We start from the raw sequence: 24,650 nt of genomic DNA, 5'->3' as shown, positions 1-24,650 counted from the left end.
TTGAATTTTCAGAATAATCTGAATAGGTAGCTACTATTCTACAAGAAACTTATGAAAAATGCAAGAGAATTTTTGAAAAATTTAGAAAATTTCAGAAAAATCATATGAAAGATATGATTATCACAAGGAAATGGTATTGATGAGAGTAAAAAATCCGAGAAGAAAGCTTCTCGGATTCTCTTATTTCAGTTGCTCAGTGATTTCCTTAGAAAGCAGGAGTCCCAAACGATACCCTTTATTGATGTAGGCTATGACATCATTGATATTTTCCGTTGTTTGGATCCTTTCGCGTATGTCTGTTTTGAAAGCTTCGTCTTTCAGAAGCTGTTCCTGAAGGAGTTGTTGAAGTTTTTCTTTTTCGTATTTATTGATGAGAAAAAGAACGACAAGACTGATAAGAACTAAGATATAAGCGTACTGGCTCATAAAATCTCTCCTGATTTGATAAAAAATTGAAGGCATAAGAAAAGCGAAAGAAATTTTCGCTTTTCAACTAAGTCACTAGACGAACAGAACAGGTATATGATAGATTAAGTCAGACGGTCTGGACCTTTAACCGAAACGTCCGTCCAATTTTTAATGAAGACTAGTAAAGCACCAACTCAAAGACCGAATAGGATTTGGCGTTAGTTACTTAGATTGCTTTGCAATTAAGTGATTTAAAGATTACGACATGAACCAAACCAAATCGATTTTATTTGGTTTGGTGAACTAGTGAAGCGCCTAGCCAAATCCCTTATAGGATTTGGTGTTAGTTACTTAGATTGCTTTGCAATCAAGTAACTTTGGCGATTTACATCTTCTCTGGTGCTTCTACTCCAAGCAAACGAAGGGCTTCTTTGAGAACAACAGCTGTTGCGTAGCTGAGGGCTAGACGGCTGTCACGCTCTGGACTTTCATCCAGGATACGAGTGTGGGCATAGTATTTATTGAAGGCTTGAGCCAAGCTGATTGCATACTTGGCAATGAGCGATGGATCATAGTTGACAGATGCGCGTTTGATGACACGGGCAAAGTCTTGGAGAAGTTTGATGATTTCCCAGCTTTCAGCATCATTTAGACTGTAATTTGCTTGAGCATTTGGTTGGAAGTCTGCTTTTCTAAGTAGAGACTGAATACGTGCGTAAGCGTATTGGATATATGGACCAGTCTCACCTTCAAAGGAAACCATTGCTTCCAAATCAAAGTCATAACCATTTCGACGGTCAGTCTTCAGATCGTAGAATTTGACAGCTCCAACCCCAACAGCTTGGGCGATTTGATCCTTGTTTTCGAGGTCAGGATTTTTCGCTTCGATTTGTGCTTTGGCACGGCTGATAGCTTCCTGAAGGGTAGGTTCGAGCAGGATGATATTTCCCTTACGAGTAGAGAGCTTTTGGCGATTTTTGGTTACAAGACCGAAGTCCACGTGAATCATATCATCGCTCCAGTCAAATCCCATCTTTTTCAATACAGCTTTCAACTGTTTAAAGTGGTTGGATTGTTCTTGACCAACTGCGTAGATATTTTTAACAAAATTGTAAGTACGTGCACGGTAGATAGCTGTCGCAATATCACGTGTGATGTAGAGGGTTGCACCGTCAGATTTCTTAATCATAGCAGGTGGAAGTTCAACATCATCGAGGTTAACAATGCTAGCTCCGCGTGATTCTTCTAGCAAACCTTTTTCTTCAAGGATTTGCACGGCTTCGTCCATCTTGTCATTATAGAAGGCCTCCCCGTTTAAGCTGTCAAATTCAACGTTTAACAGTTTGTAAATGCGGTTGAACTCAACCAAACTTTCATCACGGAACCATTGCCAAAGTTGAGTTGCTTCTGGATCGCCATCTTCCAATTTTTTAAACCAGAGACGTCCTTCATCATCAAGAGCTGGGTCATTTTCGATTTCAGCATTGATGCGAACGTACAATTTCAACAATTCGTCAATCGGATTAGCTTCTACGGCTTCCTTACTTCCCCATTTTTTATAGGCAACCATGAGAAGACCAAACTGTTTACCCCAGTCTCCAAGGTGGTTGATTTTAATAGTGTTGTAGCCCATTTTCTTAAAGATATTAGAAAGAGCATCTCCGATAACTGTTGAACGTAAGTGACCTACTGAGAAGGGTTTTGCGATATTTGGACTTGATAGGTCAATCGTGATATTTTGCTCTTTGCCTTCCGTTTGTTGAGCGTAGTCAGATCCTTTTTCGATGATCTCTTTGATAACTGCTCCAGAAATAGCAGATTTATCAAGGAAGAAGTTGACGTAAGGACCAGTTGCAACAACTTTTTCAAAGGCTTGGCTGTTGATTTTTTCAGCGATTTCAGCAGCAATCATTTGCGGTGCCTTGCGTTCGACTTTTGCAAGTGAGAAAGCAGGAAAAGCGATATCTCCCATGTCAGAGTTTTTAGGTTGTTCTAGTAAATTGAAAATAGCCTCTTGATCTAGGCTATCGATGACGCTAGCCAATTCACTAGCAATCAGTTTTTTTGTACTCATAGGTAGGCTCCTTTTGGACTTTTATTCTATTTTATCATAAATTTAGTGAAAGAAGAAAGATTTTTTTGAATTATTCAGTTTTTTTGGTATAATTATATCTAAAAATAAACCCGAAATCGGTTATAAATATTCATGTAAGAGGTTGATATGAGAAAAAAAGAACGGCACCAGTTGATTAAAAAGATGATCACTGAGGAAAAACTAGCTACACAAAAGGATATCCAAGATCGCCTAGAAGTTCGGAATGTCTTTGTGACGCAAACGACCTTGTCGCGCGACCTGCGCGAGATCGGCTTGATCAAGGTTAAGAAAAATGGTATGGTGTATTATGTGCTAGCGAATGAAACAGAAAAGATTGATTTGGTAGAGTTTTTGTCGCATCACCTAGAAGGGGTTGCGAGAGCAGAGTTTACTTTGGTACTTCATACCAAGCTGGGAGAAGCAGCTGTCTTAGCAAATATTGTTGATGAAAATAAGGACGAGGCGATTTTAGGAACAGTTGCGGGAGCCAATACCTTACTGGTTATTTGTCGAGACCAGCATGTTGCCAAACTCATGGAAGAGCGTTTGCTAGATTTGATGAAGGATGAATAGGGTTTTGGGACTTGTTCCCAAGCCTTATTTTTAACAAGGAGAGAGCCAATATGACGACAGAAAAACTATCACCTGGTATGCAGCAGTATGTGGATATAAAAAAGCAATATCCAGATGCTTTTTTGCTCTTTCGGATGGGTGATTTTTATGAGCTGTTTTATGAAGATGCGGTCAATGCGGCGCAGATTTTAGAGATTTCACTGACCAGTCGTAATAAAAATGCAGAAAATCCGATACCCATGGCGGGCGTCCCCTATCATTCTGCCCAGCAGTATATTGATGTTTTGATTGAGCAGGGCTATAAGGTGGCCATTGCCGAGCAGATGGAAGATCCCAAACAAGCAGTTGGGGTTGTTAAGCGAGAGGTGGTTCAGGTCATCACACCTGGTACAGTAGTCGATAGCAGTAAGTCTGATAGTCAGAACAATTTCTTGGTTGCCATAGATCGTGATGGCAATCAATTTGGCCTAGCCTATATGGATCTGGTGACAGGTGACTTTTATGTGACGGGTCTATTGGATTTTACGCTGGTTTGTGGGGAAATCCGTAACCTCAAGGCTCGTGAAGTGGTACTGGGTTATGACTTGTCTGAGGAAGAAGAACAAATCCTCAGTCGTCAGATGAATCTGGTACTTTCTTATGAGAAGGAAGGCTTTGAGGATATTCATTTACTGGATTCACGTTTGGCAGCTGTGGAGCAAGCGGCAGCTAGTAAGCTGCTCCAGTATGTCCACCGTACCCAGATGCGGGAATTGAATCATCTTAAACCAGTTATTCGCTATGAAATCAAAGATTTCTTACAGATGGACTATGCGACCAAGGCTAGTCTGGATTTGGTAGAAAATGCTCGTTCAGGTAAGAAGCAAGGCAGTCTTTTCTGGCTTTTGGATGAAACCAAAACAGCTATGGGTATGCGTCTCTTGCGTTCTTGGATCCATCGTCCCTTGATTGATAAGGATCGAATCGTCCAGCGTCAAGAGGTGGTGCAGGTCTTTCTTGACCACTTCTTTGAGCGTAGCGATTTAACGGACAGTCTCAAAGGTGTTTATGATATCGAACGCTTGGCTAGTCGGGTTTCTTTTGGCAAGACCAATCCCAAGGACCTCTTGCAGTTGGCGACTACCTTATCCAGTGTGCCACGGATTCGAGCGATTTTAGAGGGAATGGAGCAACCCGCTCTCGCTTATCTCATCGCACAGCTGGATGCCATTCCTGAGTTGGAGAGTTTGATTAGCGCAGCGATTGCTCCTGAAGCCCCTCATGTGATTACAGATGGGGGCATTATCCGTACGGGATTCGATGAGACCTTGGATAAATACCGCCGTGTGCTCAGAGAAGGGACTAGCTGGATTGCTGAAATTGAGGCAAAAGAGAGAGAAAACTCTGGCATCAGCACGCTCAAGATTGACTACAATAAAAAGGATGGCTACTACTTCCATGTGACCAATTCGCAACTGGGAAATGTGCCTGCTCACTTTTTCCGTAAGGCGACGCTGAAAAACTCAGAACGCTTTGGTACTGAGGAATTAGCCCGTATCGAGGGGGATATGTTGGAGGCGCGTGAGAAGTCAGCCAACCTAGAGTACGAAATTTTCATGCGTATTCGTGAGGAAGTCAGCAAGTACATCCAGCGTTTGCAGGCTTTAGCCCAAGGAATTGCCACGGTTGATGTCTTGCAAAGTCTAGCAGTGGTGGCTGAAACCCAGCATTTGATTCGACCTGAGTTTGGAGAGGATTCACAAATCGCTATCCAGAAAGGGCGTCATGCTGTCGTCGAAAAGGTCATGGGAGCGCAGACCTATATTCCAAATACTATTCAGATGTCAGAAGATACCAGCATTCAACTGATTACAGGGCCCAATATGAGCGGGAAGTCTACCTACATGCGCCAACTAGCCATGACGGCGGTTATGGCCCAGCTGGGTTCCTATGTTCCTGCTGAGAGCGCCTACTTACCGATTTTTGATGCCATCTTTACCCGTATCGGAGCAGCAGATGACTTGGTTTCAGGTCAATCAACCTTCATGGTGGAGATGATGGAGGCCAACAATGCCATTTCGCATGCGACTAAGGATTCCTTGATTCTCTTTGATGAGTTAGGACGAGGAACTGCGACTTATGATGGAATGGCTCTTGCCCAGTCCATCATCGAATATATTCATGAACATATCGGAGCCAAGACCCTCTTTGCGACCCACTACCATGAGTTGACCAGTCTGGAGTCCAGTTTGGAACACTTAGTCAATGTCCACGTGGCAACCTTGGAGCAGGATGGACAGGTCACCTTCCTTCACAAGATCGAACCAGGACCAGCTGACAAATCCTACGGTATCCATGTTGCTAAGATTGCTGGCTTACCAGCAGAACTTTTAGCAAGAGCGGATAAGATTTTAACGCAACTGGAGAGTCAGGGGCAAGAAAGTCCAGCTCCGATGAGGCAAACTAGCGCCGTCACTGAACAGATTTCTCTCTTTGATACACCTGAAGAACATCCTATCCTAGCCGAATTAGCTCAGCTGGATGTGTACAATATGACACCAATGCAGGCTATGAATGTATTAGTCGAGTTCAAACAAAAGTTATAAAAAGAGCCCACTCACATTTTTGTGAGTGGGTTTTTCTCTATTACTTTTTATGGGCCAAAAGTTGATTGATGTGGTCCACTTTTTTAGCTTCTCTTTTATAGAGGATAGTCCAGATGATGAGGTAGACAATCGCAAACTCTGGAATGAGCTGGAGATAGAAGATCCAGTGGAAGGGGAACCAACCTGCCAGAGTTGCTAGTGGAACAAAGCCAGCCAGCATGAGGAAAAAATGGGAAAGCGTCGCACGAAGCATGCTCCAGTCACGGCTGAATAATTGCTTGCCAAAGCTAAAGAGAACGCCGATAGCTGCCCAGATAAGTGTGCAGTAGAGCAAGACGAGGGCACCGTGAACCTGATGTTGAAGCATCACTTGGCCGATTAGAGAATCGGAACTCATTGGCGCATAGGTATTTGGGGCGTACATGAGTGAAAAGATGATAGAGAGGATGAGGCCGATAAGAACACCAGCGGCTGCATCGTGAAATACTTGTTTTTTCATAGTTCTAATTTCTCCTTGATGGTTTTTAGGTAACGGCGTGAAGAGTAGGTGAAGCTTTCGTTTTTAAGACAGATTTCGACCAGGCCGTTGGGGGTTAGCTTGAGATGAGAGATAGCGTCAATATTAACGATTTCTGATTGGGAAATTTGGATAAAAGTGGTCGGTAGAATTTCAAGCACTTGATAAAGTCGCAAATCAATGGTGTAGGTCTGAGAAGCAGTTTCCGCTAGAACCTTCCGATTCTCGATATAGAAGCGCTGAATCTTGCCAATTTCAACTAGATAGACCTGATCATCAATCTTTCCTTTGATTGTTTCTTTTTGGTCAAGATTTTCAGCGAACTCGATGACTTTCTGGACTTTTTCGGTCGGCTGAGGAGCTTGGACAATCAGCTTTTCCTCCTTATAAGTCTCACTAATCTGTAGTTCTACTTTCATAAACTTCTCTCCTTGTTTTTCATACAAAGTTGTGATCACTTCTTGTACACCCTTATTAAACACTATTTTAGGGCCCATGGCAAGAGCTTTTGTCTATGCGGCGGGATTTGGAGTCTATGTGGTATTTGCTTTTTCTGATAGTATCTGAAATATGGTATAATAGCACTAATCAATTTCTAGGAAAACAAATACAGAAAGGGGCTGAAAGATGTCTCATATTATTGAATTGCCAGAGGTGCTGGCAAACCAAATCGCAGCAGGAGAGGTCATTGAACGTCCTGCCAGTGTGGTCAAAGAGTTGGTAGAAAATGCCATTGACGCGGGCTCTAGCCAGATTATCATTGAGATTGAGGAAGCTGGTCTCAAGAAAATTCAAATCACCGATAATGGCCATGGAATTGCCCATGATGAGGTGGAGTTGGCCCTGCGTCGTCATGCGACCAGTAAGATAAAAAATCAAGCAGACCTCTTTCGGATTCGGACGCTTGGTTTTCGTGGTGAAGCCCTGCCTTCTATCGCTTCTGTCAGTGTCTTGACTCTGTTGACGGCGGTGGATGGTGCGAGTCATGGGACCAAGCTCGTTGCGCGTGGGGGTGAAGTTGAGGAAGTCATCCCAGCGACTAGTCCAGTGGGAACCAAGGTTTGTGTGGAGGACCTCTTTTTCAACACGCCTGCCCGCCTCAAGTATATGAAGAGCCAGCAGGCGGAGTTGTCTCATATCATTGATATTGTCAACCGTCTGGGATTGGCTCACCCTGAGATTTCTTTTAGTTTAATCAGTGATGGCAAGGAAATGACACGAACAGCTGGAACTGGTCAACTACGTCAAGCTATTGCAGGCATTTATGGTTTGGCGAGTGCTAAGAAGATGATTGCCATTGAGAATTCGGATCTAGATTTTGAAATTACAGGTTTTGTGTCTCTGCCTGAGTTAACCCGAGCCAACCGCAACTATATCAGCCTCTTCATCAATGGCCGTTATATCAAGAACTTCTTGCTCAATCGTGCTATTCTTGATGGTTACGGAAGCAAGCTCATGGTGGGGCGTTTTCCACTGGCTGTTATTCACATCCATATCGATCCTTATCTGGCTGATGTCAATGTCCATCCAACCAAACAAGAAGTGCGGATTTCCAAGGAAAAAGAACTGATGGCGCTGGTTTCAGAAGCTATTTCTAACAGTCTCAAAGAGCAAGCCTTGATTCCTGATGCTTTAGAAAATCTTGCCAAGTCGACCGTGCGTAATCGTCAAAAGGTAGAGCAGACCATTCTCCCACTCAAAGAAAATACGCTCTATTATGAGAAAACTGGGCCTACAAGACCCAGTCAAGCTGAGGTGGCTGATCATCAGGTTGAATTAACTGAGGAAGGGAAAGATTTAACCTTGTTTGCCAAGGAAACCTTGGACCAGCTGACTAGACCAGCAAAACTGCATTTTGCAGAGAGAAAGCCTGTTAACTACGACCAACTAGACCATCCAGAGTTAGATTTCGCTAGTCTCGATAAGGCCTATGATAAGCTGGAGAGAGAAGAAGCATCCAGCTTCCCAGAATTGGAATTTTTCGGGCAGATGCATGGGACCTATCTTTTTGCCCAAGGGCGAGATGGGCTCTACATCATAGACCAGCACGCGGCTCAGGAACGGGTTAAGTACGAGGAATACCGTGAAAGCATCGGCAATGTTGACCCGAGCCAGCAGCAACTCCTAGTGCCCTACGTCTTTGAATTTCCAGCGGATGATGCCCTGCGTCTCAAGGAAAGAATGACTCTTTTGGAGGAAGTGGGCGTCTTTCTAGCAGAGTACGGAGAAAATCAATTTATCCTACGTGAACATCCAATTTGGATGGCAGAGGAAGAAATCGAGTCTGGTATCTATGAAATGTGCGACATGCTACTCTTGACCAAGGAAGTTTCGATCAAGAAATACCGAGCAGAGCTGGCTATCATGATGTCCTGCAAGCGGTCTATCAAGGCCAACCATCGTATCGATGACCATTCAGCCAGACAACTCCTTTATCAGCTTTCTCAGTGTGACAATCCCTATAACTGTCCCCATGGACGTCCTGTTTTGGTGCATTTCACTAAGTCAGATATGGAAAAGATGTTCCGACGTATTCAGGAAAATCATACTAGTCTCCGTGAGTTAGGGAAATATTAAGAACACAAAAAGCCTTTGTTTTTTACAAACAAGGCTTTTTAGCTTTTCTAAGGTGGTACCTTGATTGGACATGGCAACTTGTCATGAGGTTTACACTTGCTTGACAAGACCAGTCCTATAAAAGTAATGAGAAATATGAATCAATTGACTCAAGGTTTCGCAGAGTCGTCTTGGTTTGAAGGATTCTCAAGACCAATCACTTTATCAAGATAACGTTGTTTGGTTTTGAGAGCCTTGTTGATAGCAATCACTGAAGCAATCAAGAGAACGAAGGTCAGCCAAATCCAGGCGGTGAATTCAGCTGGGAAACTAGAACCAGCTAAAAAGAGATAGATAGCCAGAGCCGAGACGAAAATATAAATCACTTGCCAGAGGCCAAAAGATTTAACCTCTTTATAGTATTTGTCCTTGTCTTCCTCCAAGATCACTGCTGTGGAACCTTTTTCAGAGTTTTCATCTAGTAGTAGATAGTCAGTTGTCACTTGAAAAATCTTGCTTAATTCAATGATTTTTTCGATTTCAGGAAGAACTTGTCCAGACTCCCATTTGGAGATGCTTTGCCGAGAAACATCGATTTGTTCTGCAAGCTTCTCTTGGGACCAACCTTTTTCCTTTCTGAGTTCAAACAGTTTTTCTGCGAGTTTCATCATTCTATCCTCCTTTTTCTACCTCTATCCTAACAATTTTTACTTATAATGAGAATACAATCTCCTGTACTATTTGTCAACCAGAGGTTGCACCTTTTGTTGCAGTCTGTCTTGGGGAAATATGGTATACTAGATAGGCAAAATAATGGAGAAAAATTATGTACGAATATTTAAAAGGAATCATTACTAAAATCACTGCTAAATACATCGTCCTTGAGGCAAATGGTATCGGTTATATCTTGCATGTAGCCAATCCCTATGCTTACTCAGGTCAGGTTAATCAAGAAACCCAAATTTATGTGCACCAGGTCGTGCGTGAGGACGCCCATCTACTTTATGGATTTCGCTCAGAAGACGAGAAAAAGCTCTTTCTTAGTCTGATCTCGGTCTCAGGGATTGGTCCTGTGTCAGCTCTTGCCATTATCGCTGCCGATGACAATGCTGGATTGGTTCAGGCGATTGAAACTAAGAACATCACCTACTTGACCAAGTTCCCTAAAATTGGCAAGAAAACAGCCCAGCAAATGGTGCTGGACTTGGAAGGCAAGGTAGTCGTGGCTAGTGATGACCTTCCTGCCAAGGTCGCAGTGCAAGCCAGTGCTGAAAATCAAGAACTGGAAGAAGCTATGGAAGCCATGTTGGCACTGGGATACAAGGCAACAGAGCTCAAGAAAATCAAGAAATTCTTTGAAGGAACGACGGATACAGCTGAGAACTACATCAAGTCAGCCCTCAAGATGTTGGTGAAATAGGAGAAAATATATGCCGAAACGTTGTGGCTGGGTAAAAATGAATAACCCTTTATATGTGGCCTATCATGACGAGGAGTGGGGCCAGCCCCTTCATGATGACCGCGCTCTTTTTGAGTTGCTTTGTTTGGAGACTTATCAGGCTGGTCTGTCTTGGGAAACGGTGCTCAACAAACGCCAAGCTTTCCGAGAAGCCTTTCATGACTATCAAATTCAAGCGGTCGCAGAGATGACGGATGCAGAGTTGGAGGCCTTGTTAGACAATCCAGCTATCATCCGAAATCGTGCTAAGCTCTTTGCGACGCGTGCCAATGCCCAAGCCTTTTTACAAGTCCAGACAGCATATGGCTCCTTTGATGCCTACCTCTGGTCTTTTGTCAATGGACAAACCATTATTAATGATGTTCCTGACTATCGTCAGGCACCTGCTAAAACACCTTTGTCTGAGAAAATATCCAAGGATCTCAAAAAACGTGGTTTCAAATTCACAGGTCCAGTCGCGGTTTTGTCATTTTTACAAGCTGCTGGTCTGGTTGACGACCATGAGAATGATTGTGAATGGAAGGGAATTAAATGATGTCTAACAAAAATAAGGGAATTCTGATTTTTGCGATTCTCTATACAGTTCTCTTTGTGTTTGATGGCGTTAAATTGCTGGCTTCTTCGATGCCATCTGCCATTGCGAATTATCTAAAATATCTAGTCTATGTAGTATTAGCTCTATATGGCTCTTTCTTGTTCAAGGATAGATTGATTCAACAATTGAATGAGATTAGAAAGACTAAAAGAAAATTCTTCTTTGCCGTCTTAACAGGCTGGCTCTTTCTCATTCTGATGACGGTTGTCTTTGAATTTGTATCAGAGATGTTGAGGCAGTTTTTTGGGCTAGTCGGACAAGGTCTAAACCAGTCGAATATTCAAAGCACCTTTCAAGAACAACCGCTACTGATAGCAGTTTTTGCCTGCATCATTGGACCATTTGTGGAAGAACTCTTTTTCCGTCAGCTTTTATTGCATCACTTTCAAAAACGGTTGCCAGGTTTACTAAGCATTATTCTGGTAGGACTTGTCTTTGCCTTGGCACATATGCATAGTTTGGCTTTATCAGAGTGGGTCAGTGCAGTTGGTTACTTAGGTGGAGGCCTTGCCTTTTCTATTATTTATGTGAAAGAAAAAGAGAATATTTATTATCCTCTAGTTGTTCATATGTTAGGCAACAGCCTTTCCTTGATTATTTTAGTTATCAGTAGTATGTGACGTTTTAGTAGTTATACAAGAGAAAAAGCTGAGAAACTCATCTCAGCTTTTTGATTATATGCTAGTAATTTTTATAGTGCAGTAAGAAATGTCAGCCCACCTAAGACAACGCCAGCTGAGTTTGGAATAATTAGTATCCAATCCTTCTTAGGTTCTTTTGTCCATCCGTAAATAACCCAAATTAAACAAGATACTGCTGCGGATAAAGGCTGGAATGGTTGAGCTTTGTTGCCTTGTAAATTGGCAAAAATTTGTGGGATGTAGGCGATAAATACAATAATTCCGATAAAGGCCCCGATTGAACCGACAATTTGATTTATTTTTTGTTTAGTCATATATACCTCCTTCAAAAATATATCATAGAAATTAGCGAAATGCAATAAATTCAGACACAAATTGTAACGAAAATCAATACAAAAGCACAAAAATGGAGAAATTGTTTATTTTTTGTTATAGTCAAAGCGAATGACTTGTTCCTTTGCATCCACATAAGCATGGACGCCAAAGGGCACAATGGCTCTTGGTGTTGCGTGGCCGACATTTAGATTATAGACAATCGGGATATTGTTATCAATGATATCCAATAGTGCCTCTTTATAGTCGTCATAGAAAGTTTCATCCATAGGTTTTCCGACCAAGAGTCCACTAATGATCTCAAATACCCCAGTTTCTTTCAAAGCCTGTACCATCTTTTTGAAGTTTTCCGGCTCAGGCTTTTCTTCGCTTGTTTCTAGCAAGAGGATTTTTCCTTCCCAGTCGGATAAGTCAGGAAAGAGTTTGTACTTTCGGCAGAGTTCTCTACTGTCTGCATATCGAGAGTTGTCAAAGATATCATAGAGGGACTCGATGCAACCACCGAGGATTTCCCCCTCAAACTGAGCATTTCCTTGTAACAAGTCAAAACTGGTATTTGCATAGCTGACTCGAGCTGTTCCCAGAGCATTGGGACTAAAGTCAGTTCGTTCCTCGAACCAAACATCGCTAGGGCGGATTTCTGAGATTCTTCCAGTCTCGATTAGTTCTTTAAAGTAGTGAAGGCTGTAGGGCAACATTTCCTTGTCCAACTCACAAATGTCTGCCAGAAAGGATTGCCCATAAAAAGTCTTGATTCCTAGTTTATGCAACATGAGATGGTTCATGGTCGTATCCGAAAAGCCAAGAAAAATCTTTTGTTTGATAACCTTTTGTAGTTGGTCATTTTCAAAAAGATAAGGTAGCAAACGATAGGTATCATCACCACCGATGGCGCAGAGGATCATGTTGATGCTATCGTCCGAAAAGGCCTGTATCAAATCGGCTGCACGCGCTTCAGGGTGATCCTTGATAAAGTCTAAGCCCTTTAACGAGTGGGGCATAAAGATAGGACTGAGTCCCAGATCCTTGAGACGTTGGACACCCAGTTCCACTTCGTGTTTGACAAAGTCCTCTCCGATAATGCCACTAGACAAGCTCACGATACCAATAGTAGAAACCATATCTCCTCCTCCTAGAAATTGCTTGAGCCTATTTTATCATAAAAGATGAGAGAAAACTATAGGGAACAGGGTAGAGGAACGCTTGTAGGCCAAGCAAGCGAAAAAGCAACCACTGGTGCAGTTGCTTTTCGTTTTTCTAATCAGTAATCTCGCTATACATGAGTTACTTAGTCAACTCTTGATTATAGGAGAGGGCCAAATCAATCCAGTAAGGCAATTCTTTTTGACCTTCAATATCTAGGTCTATATAGCCATGATAAAGGCGCCCCCTCATCAATGTAGTATGAGCTCCTGTTCGGGGTAGAACTTGCTTTTCCATTTTTTTGCCAATTCTGACCATAACCAGCTCATGATTTCTGGAACTGACAGTAAGGGCCATTTTCCCACGAATCATAAAGGCCAGGCCACCAAACAGCTCCTTTTCTTCTAGCTCCTCTTCGAAAATTTGGGGAGGAAGTTTGAGTGCTAGAATTTTTCGAATCTGCTGAGCTAAAGATTGACTATATGCCATAGCTCTTTCCTTTTCTTAGTAACGTGATGGGCCCGCGCTTGCACTTCGGATGTTGAAACGTTTCTTGAGATAGAAGCGAAGGGCGAGAAGAGCCGCTCCTAGGATAGCCAAAGGCAATGGAGCAAGGACTGGATTGAGGCTGGCCGGTAGGAAGCTTGTTGCAAAGAAGACAACCAACCAAAGGACCATCGAAGCTAGGATGACGAGGATTGATTTCCAGAATGGAGGACGTTGGCTACGATCTGTGTCTGGTCCATAGTACTGGTAGACAAAGTAGTACATCAAGTAGAAGGCAAGTCCTCCTACAAGTCCAACCAACAAGAGGGTAATCAAACCATAGCCAATAGCCTGATCTGCTGAGAAGAAGGTTGTGAGGGCGCTGACGAGGGCAAAGAGGCTAGTGATGAAAAGAGCTGAGTCCATAATCATGAGTTTTGGATCGTCATTTTCCTTAGGATGCTCTTTTTCGTACTGTTCTTTGACGGTAAAACTGTGAGCCCAGTGGGTTGGAGCGCCATAGAGGGAACGAGCGGTCGTACCTTTAGCTTGTTCCTCAAGGATTTGGGGAATAACTTCTTCAAAGATAGTTTTGATTTCAGCGTCAGTTTTACCATCTTTGAGAAACTGTTGGGTAGCGATGTGGATAAACTCTTGGTTTTTCTTGGTTAGTTTTTGTAAATCAATCTGAGACATAGGGATTCCTCTTAGAACCATTTTTTATGGATGAGATAGAGAGTGAGCGAGACACTCATAGCAAAGGCGATAAAGACGATTAACCAGAAAGCGTGTGGCTCACCGTTTAGAGGGATTTCATTATCCTTAAAGTTCATCCCGTAGGCTGAGAAGATCATGGTTGGGACAGACATAACGATGGTCACGAGAGCCAGAGTCTTCATGATGTTGTTCTGGTTGTTGGAAATGATAGAGGCAAAGGTCTCTGTCATAGAGTGAAGGACGTTTCCATAGATATCTGCCATCTCGATGGCCTGTTGGGTTTCAATCAGGGTATCTTCGAGCAGGTCTTGGTCCTCTAGGTATTTCTTGATATTGCTAGTTGCGCTGGTCAATTTCTTAATCACGCGCTCGTTTGTCTTAAGTGAGGCTTTGAAATAGACGATGGTCTTTTCCAATTCCATGAGCTCGATCAGCTCTTCGTTTCGAGTAGACTTGTGAAGTTGACTTTCGATTTGTTCACTCTTACGGTCGATCGAACGAAGGGCCGTAAGGTAAAGTTCGGCGTTGCGATAGAGAATCTGGAAGATAAAGCGTGAACGCATGAAGGTGTAAAAGTTGCGCAGTCTACGGTTGATAAAGACATCGAGAACAGGGAGGGCTTCCAAGCAGGTGGTGATAATGGTTTCCTCGGTGATGATAATTCCCAGCGGAATCGTTACGTAGTAGGTGCGGTTGTTTCTTTCCTCTGTGATGGGAACGTCTACGATGATCAAAGTATACTCATCTTCGATGGTAATACGGGACATTTCTTCCGCATCGAGCGGTGCTCGGAGGTCGGTGATGTCGATATCGAAGGCGTTGGCGATTTCCAATGATTCATTTTGTGTAGGATTGACGAGGTTGATCCAAGTACCCGGTTCAAGCGTGTCGATCTCTTTAAATTCAGTTGTTGTTGAGAGAAAAACTTGTTTCATATCCCCTGTCCTTTCCTACTATTCAGTGTTTGATTTTTTGCACCGTACTATTATACTATAAAAACAGCTTTTTGGGTAATAGAATTTCACATTTTTTGGTATAATGGAAAGCAATAATGGACTAGAAAGAACAAAGATGCAAGATAAAATTGTGATTCATGGGGCGCGTGCCCATAATTTAAAAAATATCGATGTGGAGATTCCGCGAGACAAGCTGGTTGTTGTGACTGGTTTGTCAGGCTCTGGGAAATCCAGTCTGGCCTTTGATACACTCTATGCTGAGGGGCAAAGGCGCTATGTAGAGAGTTTATCAGCCTATGCTCGCCAGTTTTTGGGCAATATGGAAAAACCAGATGTGGATGCAATTGATGGTCTCAGCCCAGCCATTTCCATCGACCAGAAAACCACCAGTAAAAACCCTCGTTCGACCGTGGGAACGACGACTGAAATCAATGACTATCTGCGTCTCCTCTACGCACGTGTGGGGACGCCTTACTGTATCAACGGGCATGGGGCTATCAAGGCTTCTTCTGTTGAGCAAATCGTTGATAAGGTCTTGGAGTTGCCTGAACGTCAGCGTTTGCAAATCTTAGCTCCGGTCATTCGTAAGAAAAAAGGGCAACATAAGAGTGTCATTGAAAAGGTTCAGAAAGACGGCTACGTCCGCGTCCGAGTGGATGGGGAAGTCTATGATGTGACCGAAGTGCCAGAGCTGTCTAAGAGCAAGCAACACAATATCGATGTCGTGGTTGACCGTATTGTTATCAAGGAGGGCATCCGTAGCCGTCTCTTTGACTCAATCGAGGCTGCCCTTCGTATCGCAGAAGGCTATGTGATTATCGACACTATGGACGATTCGGAGTTGCTCTTCTCTGAGCATTATGCCTGCCCAGTTTGTGGCTTTACTGTTCCAGAGTTAGAGCCTCGTCTCTTCTCCTTTAATGCCCCTTTTGGCTCTTGTAGCGAGTGTGATGGTTTGGGTATTAAGCTAGAAGTGGATACTGATTTGGTAGTTCCTGATACCAGCAAAACTTTGCGTGAGGGGGCTTTGGCTCCTTGGAATCCTATCTCATCCAACTACTATCCAAACATGCTAGAGCAGGCCATGACAGCCTTTGGAGTGGACATGGATAAGCCTTTTGAGGACCTGTCAGAAGAAGATAAGAACTTGATTCTCTACGGTTCAGATGGCAAGGAATTCCATTTCCACTATGAGAATGAATTTGGTGGTGTGCGCGATATTGACATTCCTTTTGAGGGAGTTGTCAATAATATCAAGCGTCGTTACCATGAAACCAATAGTGACTACACGCGCACCCAGATGCGCCTCTACATGAATGAGCTGACCTGTGGAACTTGTCACGGCTACCGTCTCAATGACCAGGCCTTGTCTGTCCGTGTGGGTGGTGAGCAAGGACCGCATATCGGAGAAATTTCAGACCTGTCTATAGCAGACCATTTGGAACTAGTGAGCCAGCTGACCTTGTCTGAAAATGAAGCCATCATTGCCCGTCCCATTCTCAAGGAAATCAAGGATCGATTGACCTTCCTCAATAACGTGGGGCTCAACTATCTGACGCTGTCGCGTTCGGCAGGAACCCTATCAGGTGGGGAGAGTCAGCGGATTCGCTTGGCAACCCAGATTGGTTCTAACCTATCAGGTGTCCTCTATATCCTGGATGAGCCGTCGATTGGTCTTCACCAGAGGGATAATGACCGCCTGATTGCCAGTCTGAAAAAGATGCGTGACTTGGGGAATACCCTGATCGTGGTAGAACACGACGAAGATACCATGCGCGAGGCGGATTATCTGATTGATGTTGGTCCGGGGGCTGGTGTTTTTGGTGGGGAGATTGTTGCTGCAGGAACGCCCAAGCAGGTGGCTCGCAACAGCAAGTCTATCACAGGCCAGTACTTATCAGGAAAACGAGCGATTCCAGTGCCAGCAGAGCGCCGTGCCGGAAATGGTCGCTTTATCGAAGTGACGGGAGCGCGTGAGAACAACTTGCAAAATATCACTGCTCGCTTCCCGCTAGGAAAATTCATCGCAGTGACAGGTGTGTCAGGTTCAGGGAAATCGACCTTAATCAACAGCATCCTCAAAAAAGCCATTGCCCAGAAGCTCAATCGCAATTCAGACAAACCTGGTAAGTTTAAGACGATTACAGGGATTGAGCATGTAGACCGCTTGATCGATATTGACCAGAGCCCAATCGGACGAACTCCAAGGTCTAACCCAGCTACCTATACAGGAGTTTTTGACGATATACGTGACCTCTTTGCCCAGACAAACGAAGCCAAGATACGAGGCTACAAGAAGGGGCGTTTCAGTTTTAACGTTAAGGGAGGCCGTTGTGAAGCCTGCTCAGGTGACGGGATCATCAAGATCGAGATGCACTTCTTGCCAGATGTTTACGTGGCTTGTGAAGTCTGCCACGGGACCCGCTATAACAGTGAAACCCTAGAAGTCCACTACAAGGAAAAAAATATCTCGCAAGTCTTGGATATGACGGTCAACGATGCGGTGGAATTCTTCCAGCACATTCCCAAGATTCAACGCAAACTTCAGACCATCAAGGATGTGGGGCTGGGCTATGTAACGCTAGGGCAACCGGCTACCACCCTTTCTGGGGGAGAAGCCCAGCGTATGAAGTTGGCTAGTGAACTCCACAAACGCTCGACAGGAAAATCCTTCTATATTCTGGATGAGCCAACGACAGGGCTTCATACCGAGGATATCGCTCGCTTGCTCAAGGTTTTAGCTCGCTTTGTCGACGATGGCAATACCGTCCTCGTCATCGAGCACAATCTGGATGTCATCAAGACGGCAGACCATATTATTGATTTGGGACCTGAGGGCGGTGTCGGTGGTGGAACCATCATCGCAACAGGAACTCCAGAAGAAGTAGCGGCCAATGAAGCCAGCTACACAGGACATTATTTGAAAGGAAAGTTACATCATGAATAAACGTGTGCAAGCATTTCTAGCTAAAATGCAAGAAAAAGAACTGGATGGCATCATCATCAACAACCTTAAAAATGTCTATTACCTGACCGGCTTTTGGGGCTCAAACGGAACAGTCTTTATCAGCCGTGACCGTCAGGTCTTGGTGACAGATTCTCGCTATATCATTGCAGCCAAGCAAGAAACCAGTGGTTTTGAGATTGTGGCTGACCGTGATGAATTAGCCGTCATTGCAGGAATTGTTAAGGATATGGGCTTATCTCGTATTGGTTTTGAAGATGAGATTTCAGTATCTTATTACCACCGTATGCAGGCCACCTTTGAAGGAATTGACTTGTTGCCACAGACTCAGTTTGTTGAAGCTCTTCGTATGATTAAGGATGAGAAGGAGATTGCGACCATTCGCAAGGCTTGTTCCATCTCAGACCAGGCTTTCCGCGATGCGCTTGACTTCATCAAACCTGGAAAGACAGAAATTGAAATTGCCAACTTCCTTGATTTCCGCATGCGGGAGCTAGGAGCGGCAGGCTTGTCTTTTGATACGATTCTAGCAAGTGGTATCAACTCTTCTAAACCCCACGCCCATCCTATGTATAAACCAGTTGAACTAGGCGAAGCTATTACCATGGACTTCGGCTGCCTTTACGAGCATTATGTGAGTGATATGACTCGTACCATCTACCTAGGCCATGTCAGTGACGAACAAGCAGAAATCTACAACACTGTTTTGAAGGCTAACCAAGCCCTGATTGACCAAGCCAAGGCAGGTCTAGGTTTCCGTGATTTTGACAAGATTCCTCGTGATATCATTGTGGAAGCAGGCTATGGCGACTACTTTACACATGGTATCGGCCATGGTATCGGACTTGATATCCACGAAGAACCTTACTTTAGCCAAACATCGAAAGAAACTATTAAAGCAGGTATGGCCTTGACAGATGAACCAGGTATCTATATCGAAGGTAAATACGGTGTTCGGATTGAAGATGATATCCTCATTACAGATGCAGGTTGTGAGCTATTGACCCTTGCTCCGAAGGAATTGATTGTTATCTAAGAAAAATGAGATAAATCATTGACTTTTACTATTGAAAGGTTTATACTAATAGGCGAAAACGGTAGGTGAGGCTACCATAGGGATACGGATGACTACCGCAAAGCAGTGGAGACACTACTCGTTGGTCAACAGTCCTGGTCGCGAAGGCCAAGACTAAGCTCATTACATCGCCCTATGGAGTTAAAGCTTGAACGAAAAAACAGATAGTTAGTTTTTTAGTCCTGCCATTTTATGGTGGGATTTTCTACTGTTTTAGAACAAGGAAAGGAGACAAACGATGCAAATTGACGATCATCCAGAACCGCACATACACAGCCAATCGCTGATTTGTGTCGTTCTGCCCTTATAAAGTGATTGGTCTCTGTGTATGAAACACATCATTCATACAGATAGGAGAAACCAATGAAAACTACAAAAGAAAGATTAGCAACAGCTATTCAAACATCATTAAAAGATAGTCTCGCCTTTTATCATACAAGTCTAGAAGGACTGGGCCAAGAACAAGTTGAAGAAAACCGTGACCTTTATGGCGAAAATACTATCACCAAGGGTCAAGAAGACAGTATCCTCAAAAAAATTTACGAATCTATTATCAATCCATTTACAATCATCCTGCTGGTCATCGCTATGATTTCCATGGTGACCAATGTCTGGTTGGCGAAGCCTGGACAAGAAGATCCGACGACCTCTATCATCATCGTTATCCTAGTCCTCATTTCTGGTGGCATACGCTTTGTCCAAGAATTGCGGAGTGACAAGGCTGCGACCAATCTTTCAAAAATGATTGTGAATACAGCTACGGTTATTCGCGAAGGCCAGAGTTTAGAGGTCGCAATTGAAGATTTGGTCGTTGGAGATATAGTCAAGTTAAGTGCTGGGGATATGATTCCAGCAGACCTCATTTTAATTGAATCACGTGATTTCTTTGTTCAACAGTCTGGTTTGACAGGTGAAAGTGACTCGGTTGAAAAACTGGCCTTGTCAAAAATGAGTCAGTCAAACTTTGATAGTCTGCTAGAAGCAGAAGCGCTCGCCTTTATGGGAACCAATGTGATATCAGGAAGTGCCAAGGCTTTGATTCTAGCGGTCGGTGATGACACCATGATGGGAGAAATCGAGCAGACTCTCAATACCTATGACGAACCGACCTCTTTTGAACGGGAGATGAACAGCATCTCTTGGCTCTTGATCCGTTTGATGTTAGTCATGGTTCCCATCGTGTTTCTCTCCAATGGCTTGACAGACGGCGACTGGCTGGAAGCAGGTGTGTTTGCACTGAGTGTTGGTGTTGGATTGACACCTGAGATGCTTCCTATGATTATCACGGCCAGTCTAGCAAAAGGCTCCATTATCATGGCCAAGGAAAAAGTTGTCATCAAAAAACTCAATGCCATACAAGATCTAGGTGCTATTGATATTCTATGCACGGATAAAACCGGAACCCTTACCCAAGACGAAATTGTCCTTGAATATCCTTTGGATATACATGGAGATTTGGATTTGTCTGTGTTGAGACGTGCCTACCTCAATTCCTATTTCCAAACCGGTTTGAAAAACTTGATGGACCGTGCCATTATCAGTAGAACTGAAAAAGAAGCTAAAGAACACGCTATTCTACAAAATTTGGATACTAGCTTCCAAAAAATAGATGAATTGCCCTTTGACTTTGAGCGCAGACGGATGAGTGTCATCGTCAAGGATGAAAACGAAGTTGTTAGTTTGGTAACCAAGGGTGCCCTAGAGGAAATGCTTGCGATTTCAACTCATGTGGAATATCAAGGTCAGATTAGCCCTCTGACGGATGATATCCGAGTGGAAATCTTAAAAGAAGTAGATCAACTTAATCAACAGGGATTGCGAGTCTTGGGAGTCGCCTATAAAACAGGCTTAAAGGAAGGTTTCGCTTACTCAGTTGAAGATGAAAAAGAGATGATTTTAACAGGATATCTTGCCTTTCTAGATCCACCAAAACCATCAGCAGCACCTGCTATCCAAGCTTTGTTAGAACACGGTGTTCAAACAAAGATCTTGACGGGGGACAATGAAAAGGTAACCCAAGCAGTTTGCGAAAAAGTTGGTCTAGACGTTGATCAAATCTTGTTGGGTTCTGATATTGACGCTATGACAGATGAGAAGTTGGCTCAAGCAGTTGAGAAGGTGACTGTCTTTGCCAAACTCTCTCCGGATCAAAAAGCACGAATCATTTTACAAATCAAATCGAATGGACATTGTGTCGGCTATATGGGGGATGGAATCAACGATGCCCCTTCTATGAAAGTAGCAGATGTGGGGATTTCTGTTGATACAGCAGTAGATATTGCCAAAGAAACGGCTGATGTTATTTTGCTGGATAAGGATTTGATGGTGCTTGAAAAAGGTCTGGTTGAAGGGCGCAAGGTCTATGCCAATATGACCAAATATATCAAGATGACGGTCAGCTCTAATTTCGGGAACATTTTCTCACTTTTAGTGTCTGGTATCTTTTTACCTTTCCTTCCTATGGCTCCGATTCACTTGATTGTGTTAAACCTAGTCTACGATCTTTCTTGTATCGCCTTGCCATTTGATAATGTGGATGAAGACTTTTTGAAGCATCCTCATAAGTGGGAAGCCAAGTCCATTACTCGCTTTATGATTTGGATGGGTCCGATTTCTTCTGCCTTTGATATTTTGACCTTTATCTTGCTCTATTTTGTCATTGTCCCAATGGCGACAGGCCAAGCCTATGTTCACGGAGCAGATTCTGCAAGGGGCTTTATCATCTTGTTCCAGACTGGTTGGTTCATTGAATCCATGTGGTCCCAAACCATGGTTATCCATATGCTTCGTTCAGCAAAGCTTCCTTTCTTGCAAAGTCGTCCGTCATGGTTTGTTCTTGGAACAACCTTGCTGGCAGCTAGCTTTGTGACTTTCCTTCCCTACTCTTCAATTGCTAGCCTTCTTCATTTAACCCCTTTGGAACCAATTTATTTCCTCTTTTTGCTTTTGATCATCGTTCTCTATATGATCAGTGTTACAGTAGTGAAACGAATCTATATCAAAAAATTTAAAAGTTGGCTATAAATTGATTTTGTCAAGAAAAAAGTACGGAAATCGCTAAAAAAGTTAAATTTTTTTAAAAATAGGTCGCAAGTCGGATGTTTTTTATGGTATAATAGATTAAACTGATAGTAACATGTAGCGAAAGGGGTAGGCACATGATTAAGATTTATACCGTCTCCAGTTGCACAAGCTGTAAGAAAGCGAAGACTTGGCTCAACGCACACCAGTTAAGTTATAAAGAACAAAACCTTGGTAAAGAAGGGATTACGAGAGAAGAACTACTTGATATTCTGACAAAGACAGATAATGGAATTGCCAGCATTGTATCATCAAAAAACCGCTATGCGAAAGCTTTAGGAGTTGACATCGAAGATTTGAGTGTGAATGAAGTACTCAACTTAATCATGGAAACACCACGGATCTTAAAAAGTCCTATTCTAGTTGACGAGAAGCGTTTGCAGGTCGGTTACAAAGAAGATGATATCCGTGCCTTTTTACCACGCTCTGTCCGTAATGTAGAAAATGCAGAAGCACGTTTGCGTGCAGCTCTATAAACATCGAGGCTGGGGTATCTCCTAGCCTTGTTCATTTTTTATCAAAAAAATATGTGAGGAATTATGAAAAAGATAGTAATTGGCGCAGCTACTCTCCTCCTGCTACTTGCAGGATGTGGCCAAAAGAAGGAAACGACATCCAGTTCAAAACATGAATCCGAAACGCTCCAGTCTACTCTGCCCGTTTTGGAAAATGCGGAAAAGAATACGGTTGTGACCAAGACTTTGATTTTCCCTGAGTCAGGAGATGGCGTCAAGCAAACGCAAACCATTACCTATAAAGGGAAACAATTTCTAAAATTGGTTATTCGGCAGATACGGCCCTTAAGTGAGGAATTGAAATCCTTTATCGCTGACCACGGTCTTGAAGAAACTCAAAAAGCTCTTTTAGAAGCAGAAGAAAAGGATGAAATGCTTCAGGAAGCGCGCAAATTGGCAGGTTTTACACTTGAAACCAAACTGCTCAGTGAGACTGAAATCCAGACCACAACGACCTATGATTTACAAGTCTTGGATGTCAAAAAGGCGTCACAGACAGATTATTTGAAAAATCTTGGCTTAGAGACTCTTTTGAAAAATGAACCAAGCCAATATATCGAAGATAGAATAGCAAATGGAGCGACAGAAGAGTAGAAAATCCAAATAAATAGACTGACTTATTTGTAGAACGTCAGGGAATGTGCTATAATAGTACTATTCTAAGGAAAGAGGGTGTTAGAATGGGATTTACTGAAGAAACTGTACGGTTTAAATTGGATGATTCCAATAAAAAAGAGATTAGCGAGACGTTGACAGATGTCTATGCTTCTTTGAATGAAAAGGGTTATAATCCGATAAATCAAATCGTCGGTTATGTATTGAGTGGAGACCCTGCCTACGTTCCTCGTTACAACAATGCACGAAATCAAATCCGTAAGTATGAGCGTGATGAAATTGTTGAAGAATTGGTGCGCTACTACCTTAAAGGACAAGGAGTCGATCTATAATCTATGAGAATTATGGGGTTGGACGTCGGTTCAAAAACGGTAGGCGTGGCCATTAGCGATCCACTAGGCTTCACCGCTCAGGGACTTGAAATCATCCAAATCAATGAGGATCAGGGCCAGTTTGGCTTTGACCGTATCAAGGAATTGGTTGACAGCTATAAGGTGGAACGTTTTGTAGTAGGTCTGCCTAAAAACATGAACAATACCAGCGGTCCGCGGGTAGAAGCCAGTCAAGCCTATGGAGCAAAGTTAGAGGAACTCTTTGGTTTGCCAGTAGACTATCAAGATGAGCGCTTGACGACAGTCGCAGCTGAGCGTATGTTGATTGAGCAGGCTGACATCAGTCGCAACAAGCGAAAAAAAGTTATTGATAAGTTGGCTGCTCAGCTGATTTTGCAAAATTATTTAGATAGAAAGTTTTAAGACAGAGGAGAAACTATGTCACACGATCACAACCATGACCACGAAGAACGTGAATTGATTACACTAGTAGATGAGCAAGGTAATGAAACCTTGTTTGAGATTCTTTTGACTATTGACGGGAAAGAAGAATTTGGTAAGAACTATGTTCTCCTAGTGCCAGTTAACGCAGAAGAAGATGAAAACGGTGAAGTTGAAATTCAAGCTTACTCATTCATCGAAAATGAAGACGGAACAGAGGGCGAATTGCAACCAATCCCAGAAGACTCAGAAGACGAATGGAACATGATTGAAGAAGTCTTCAACAGCTTTATGGAGGAGTGATACAGTCTGGGAGACTGTATCACCCCAACTCCTAAAAATTGGAAGAGTTGGAACATCCAGTGGACGTTTTTAGCCCTGCGCCAGAAATTAGAAACGCAGGAACGTTCGGGGAACGTTTTTACCCCAGTTCCTTTAAATAAGAGAGAACTGGTAAGTCCGGGGAATATTTTTACCCTTACGCTAAAAATAAAGATCGTAAGTAAGTCTGGAAGACTGTATCACCCCTGCTTCTAGAAATAAGAAAAAGCAGGGACATCCA

At 43.1% G+C, this 24,650-nt stretch carries 24 protein-coding genes and 1 riboswitch; of the genes, 14 read left to right on the top strand and 10 right to left on the bottom strand.

Going from position 1 to position 24,650, the window contains the following annotated elements:
* Nucleotides 1-180: 180 nt before the first annotated feature.
* Nucleotides 181-426: a hypothetical protein gene (locus D8862_RS04730; RefSeq protein ID WP_000084852.1), complete on the bottom strand. Its 246-nt coding sequence runs from the start codon at nt 424-426 to the stop codon at nt 181-183.
* Between the two features lie 367 nt (nt 427-793).
* Complete coding sequence (gene argS, locus D8862_RS04725; protein ID WP_125448920.1) at nt 794-2,482, bottom strand: arginine--tRNA ligase; 1,689 nt, start codon at nt 2,480-2,482, stop codon at nt 794-796.
* A 147-nt stretch (nt 2,483-2,629) separates the two neighbouring features.
* Between argS and argR the strand changes: the two genes are divergently transcribed.
* Together argR and mutS are read left to right on the top strand one after the other, a co-directional pair.
* The gene (argR, locus tag D8862_RS04720) at nt 2,630-3,076 is read left to right on the top strand and encodes an arginine repressor (protein ID WP_061418468.1); all 447 of its coding nucleotides are present in this window, start codon (nt 2,630-2,632) and stop codon (nt 3,074-3,076) included.
* Between the two features lie 50 nt (nt 3,077-3,126).
* Entirely contained in the window at nt 3,127-5,661 is a 2,535-nt protein-coding gene (gene mutS / locus D8862_RS04715; protein ID WP_125448918.1) for a DNA mismatch repair protein MutS, read from the top strand.
* Between the two features lie 40 nt (nt 5,662-5,701).
* On the opposite strand, the gene D8862_RS04710 is transcribed toward mutS, so the two are convergent.
* Both D8862_RS04710 and D8862_RS04705 read right to left on the bottom strand, forming a co-directional pair.
* Nucleotides 5,702-6,160: a DUF3021 domain-containing protein gene (locus D8862_RS04710; RefSeq protein WP_125448916.1), complete on the bottom strand. Its 459-nt coding sequence runs from the start codon at nt 6,158-6,160 to the stop codon at nt 5,702-5,704.
* On the bottom strand, nt 6,157-6,597 hold the full coding sequence (locus D8862_RS04705; protein ID WP_125448914.1) for a LytTR family DNA-binding domain-containing protein: 441 nt from the start codon (nt 6,595-6,597) through the stop codon (nt 6,157-6,159). Before D8862_RS04705 ends, D8862_RS04710 begins: the two co-directional genes overlap by 4 nt.
* Nucleotides 6,598-6,805: 208 nt before the next feature.
* Here D8862_RS04705 and mutL point away from each other — a divergent pair, with 208 nt between their 5' ends.
* The gene (mutL, locus tag D8862_RS04695; RefSeq protein WP_125448909.1) at nt 6,806-8,755 is read left to right on the top strand and encodes a DNA mismatch repair endonuclease MutL; all 1,950 of its coding nucleotides are present in this window, start codon (nt 6,806-6,808) and stop codon (nt 8,753-8,755) included.
* Nucleotides 8,756-8,904: 149 nt separating this feature from the next.
* On the opposite strand, the gene D8862_RS04690 is transcribed toward mutL, so the two are convergent.
* A complete protein-coding gene (locus D8862_RS04690) occupies nt 8,905-9,402 on the bottom strand; it encodes a helix-turn-helix domain-containing protein (RefSeq protein ID WP_125449155.1) in 498 nt (165 codons plus the stop codon).
* Nucleotides 9,403-9,560: 158 nt separating this feature from the next.
* Here D8862_RS04690 and ruvA point away from each other — a divergent pair, with 158 nt between their 5' ends.
* From ruvA to D8862_RS04675, 3 genes are read left to right on the top strand one after another with little or no spacing between them, the layout of a single operon-like run.
* Nucleotides 9,561-10,154: a Holliday junction branch migration protein RuvA gene (gene ruvA / locus D8862_RS04685; protein WP_061407453.1), complete on the top strand. Its 594-nt coding sequence runs from the start codon at nt 9,561-9,563 to the stop codon at nt 10,152-10,154.
* A gap of 10 nt (nt 10,155-10,164) precedes the next feature.
* Nucleotides 10,165-10,728, top strand: a complete 564-nt coding sequence (locus D8862_RS04680; RefSeq protein ID WP_125448907.1) for a DNA-3-methyladenine glycosylase I — start codon at nt 10,165-10,167, stop codon at nt 10,726-10,728.
* The gene (locus D8862_RS04675) at nt 10,725-11,408 is read left to right on the top strand and encodes a CPBP family intramembrane glutamic endopeptidase (RefSeq protein WP_125448905.1); all 684 of its coding nucleotides are present in this window, start codon (nt 10,725-10,727) and stop codon (nt 11,406-11,408) included. The genes D8862_RS04680 and D8862_RS04675 overlap by 4 nt, the downstream gene beginning before the upstream one ends.
* 71 nt (nt 11,409-11,479) lie before the next feature.
* Here D8862_RS04675 and D8862_RS04670 read toward each other — a convergent pair whose 3' ends face one another.
* The 5 genes from D8862_RS04670 to D8862_RS04650 form a co-directional block, all read right to left on the bottom strand.
* Entirely contained in the window at nt 11,480-11,743 is a 264-nt protein-coding gene (locus D8862_RS04670) for a SemiSWEET family transporter (protein WP_000166112.1), read from the bottom strand.
* Between the two features lie 105 nt (nt 11,744-11,848).
* Nucleotides 11,849-12,883 (bottom strand): S66 family peptidase, encoded by a 1,035-nt coding sequence (locus D8862_RS04665; protein ID WP_125448903.1) that lies wholly within the window; start codon nt 12,881-12,883, stop codon nt 11,849-11,851.
* A 163-nt stretch (nt 12,884-13,046) separates the two neighbouring features.
* Entirely contained in the window at nt 13,047-13,394 is a 348-nt protein-coding gene (locus D8862_RS04660) for a hypothetical protein (protein WP_061453938.1), read from the bottom strand.
* A 15-nt stretch (nt 13,395-13,409) separates the two neighbouring features.
* Entirely contained in the window at nt 13,410-14,087 is a 678-nt protein-coding gene (locus tag D8862_RS04655) for a DUF1129 domain-containing protein (RefSeq protein WP_125448901.1), read from the bottom strand.
* Nucleotides 14,088-14,098: 11 nt separating this feature from the next.
* On the bottom strand, nt 14,099-15,043 hold the full coding sequence (locus D8862_RS04650) for a magnesium transporter CorA family protein (RefSeq protein WP_000815625.1): 945 nt from the start codon (nt 15,041-15,043) through the stop codon (nt 14,099-14,101).
* Between the two features lie 136 nt (nt 15,044-15,179).
* Here D8862_RS04650 and uvrA point away from each other — a divergent pair, with 136 nt between their 5' ends.
* From uvrA to D8862_RS04605, 8 genes are all read left to right on the top strand, one after another.
* The gene (uvrA, locus tag D8862_RS04645) at nt 15,180-18,011 is read left to right on the top strand and encodes an excinuclease ABC subunit UvrA (RefSeq protein WP_125448899.1); all 2,832 of its coding nucleotides are present in this window, start codon (nt 15,180-15,182) and stop codon (nt 18,009-18,011) included.
* Nucleotides 18,004-19,065: a M24 family metallopeptidase gene (locus D8862_RS04640; protein WP_125448897.1), complete on the top strand. Its 1,062-nt coding sequence runs from the start codon at nt 18,004-18,006 to the stop codon at nt 19,063-19,065. Before uvrA ends, D8862_RS04640 begins: the two co-directional genes overlap by 8 nt.
* A gap of 55 nt (nt 19,066-19,120) precedes the next feature.
* A riboswitch (M-box (ykoK) riboswitch) is annotated at nt 19,121-19,272 on the top strand.
* 195 nt (nt 19,273-19,467) lie between these two features.
* Nucleotides 19,468-22,128, top strand: a complete 2,661-nt coding sequence (gene mgtA / locus D8862_RS04635; RefSeq protein ID WP_125448895.1) for a magnesium-translocating P-type ATPase — start codon at nt 19,468-19,470, stop codon at nt 22,126-22,128.
* A gap of 134 nt (nt 22,129-22,262) precedes the next feature.
* Nucleotides 22,263-22,661 carry a transcriptional regulator Spx gene (gene spx / locus D8862_RS04625; RefSeq protein WP_000591165.1) on the top strand — a complete coding sequence of 133 codons (399 nt, stop codon included), beginning with the start codon at nt 22,263-22,265 and terminating at the stop codon, nt 22,659-22,661.
* 63 nt (nt 22,662-22,724) lie between these two features.
* Nucleotides 22,725-23,294 (top strand): SP0191 family lipoprotein, encoded by a 570-nt coding sequence (locus D8862_RS04620; RefSeq protein ID WP_125448893.1) that lies wholly within the window; start codon nt 22,725-22,727, stop codon nt 23,292-23,294.
* Nucleotides 23,295-23,380: 86 nt separating this feature from the next.
* Nucleotides 23,381-23,647: an IreB family regulatory phosphoprotein gene (locus D8862_RS04615; protein ID WP_000507060.1), complete on the top strand. Its 267-nt coding sequence runs from the start codon at nt 23,381-23,383 to the stop codon at nt 23,645-23,647.
* 3 nt (nt 23,648-23,650) lie between these two features.
* On the top strand, nt 23,651-24,070 hold the full coding sequence (ruvX, locus tag D8862_RS04610) for a Holliday junction resolvase RuvX (protein WP_002876031.1): 420 nt from the start codon (nt 23,651-23,653) through the stop codon (nt 24,068-24,070).
* A 15-nt stretch (nt 24,071-24,085) separates the two neighbouring features.
* Complete coding sequence (locus D8862_RS04605; protein ID WP_000017624.1) at nt 24,086-24,391, top strand: DUF1292 domain-containing protein; 306 nt, start codon at nt 24,086-24,088, stop codon at nt 24,389-24,391.
* Nucleotides 24,392-24,650 lie beyond the last annotated feature (259 nt).

Source organism: Streptococcus oralis (assembly GCF_003942585.1).
Classification (GTDB): domain Bacteria; phylum Bacillota; class Bacilli; order Lactobacillales; family Streptococcaceae; genus Streptococcus; species Streptococcus oralis_BE.
This window is presented reverse-complemented; position numbering and strand designations above follow the sequence as displayed.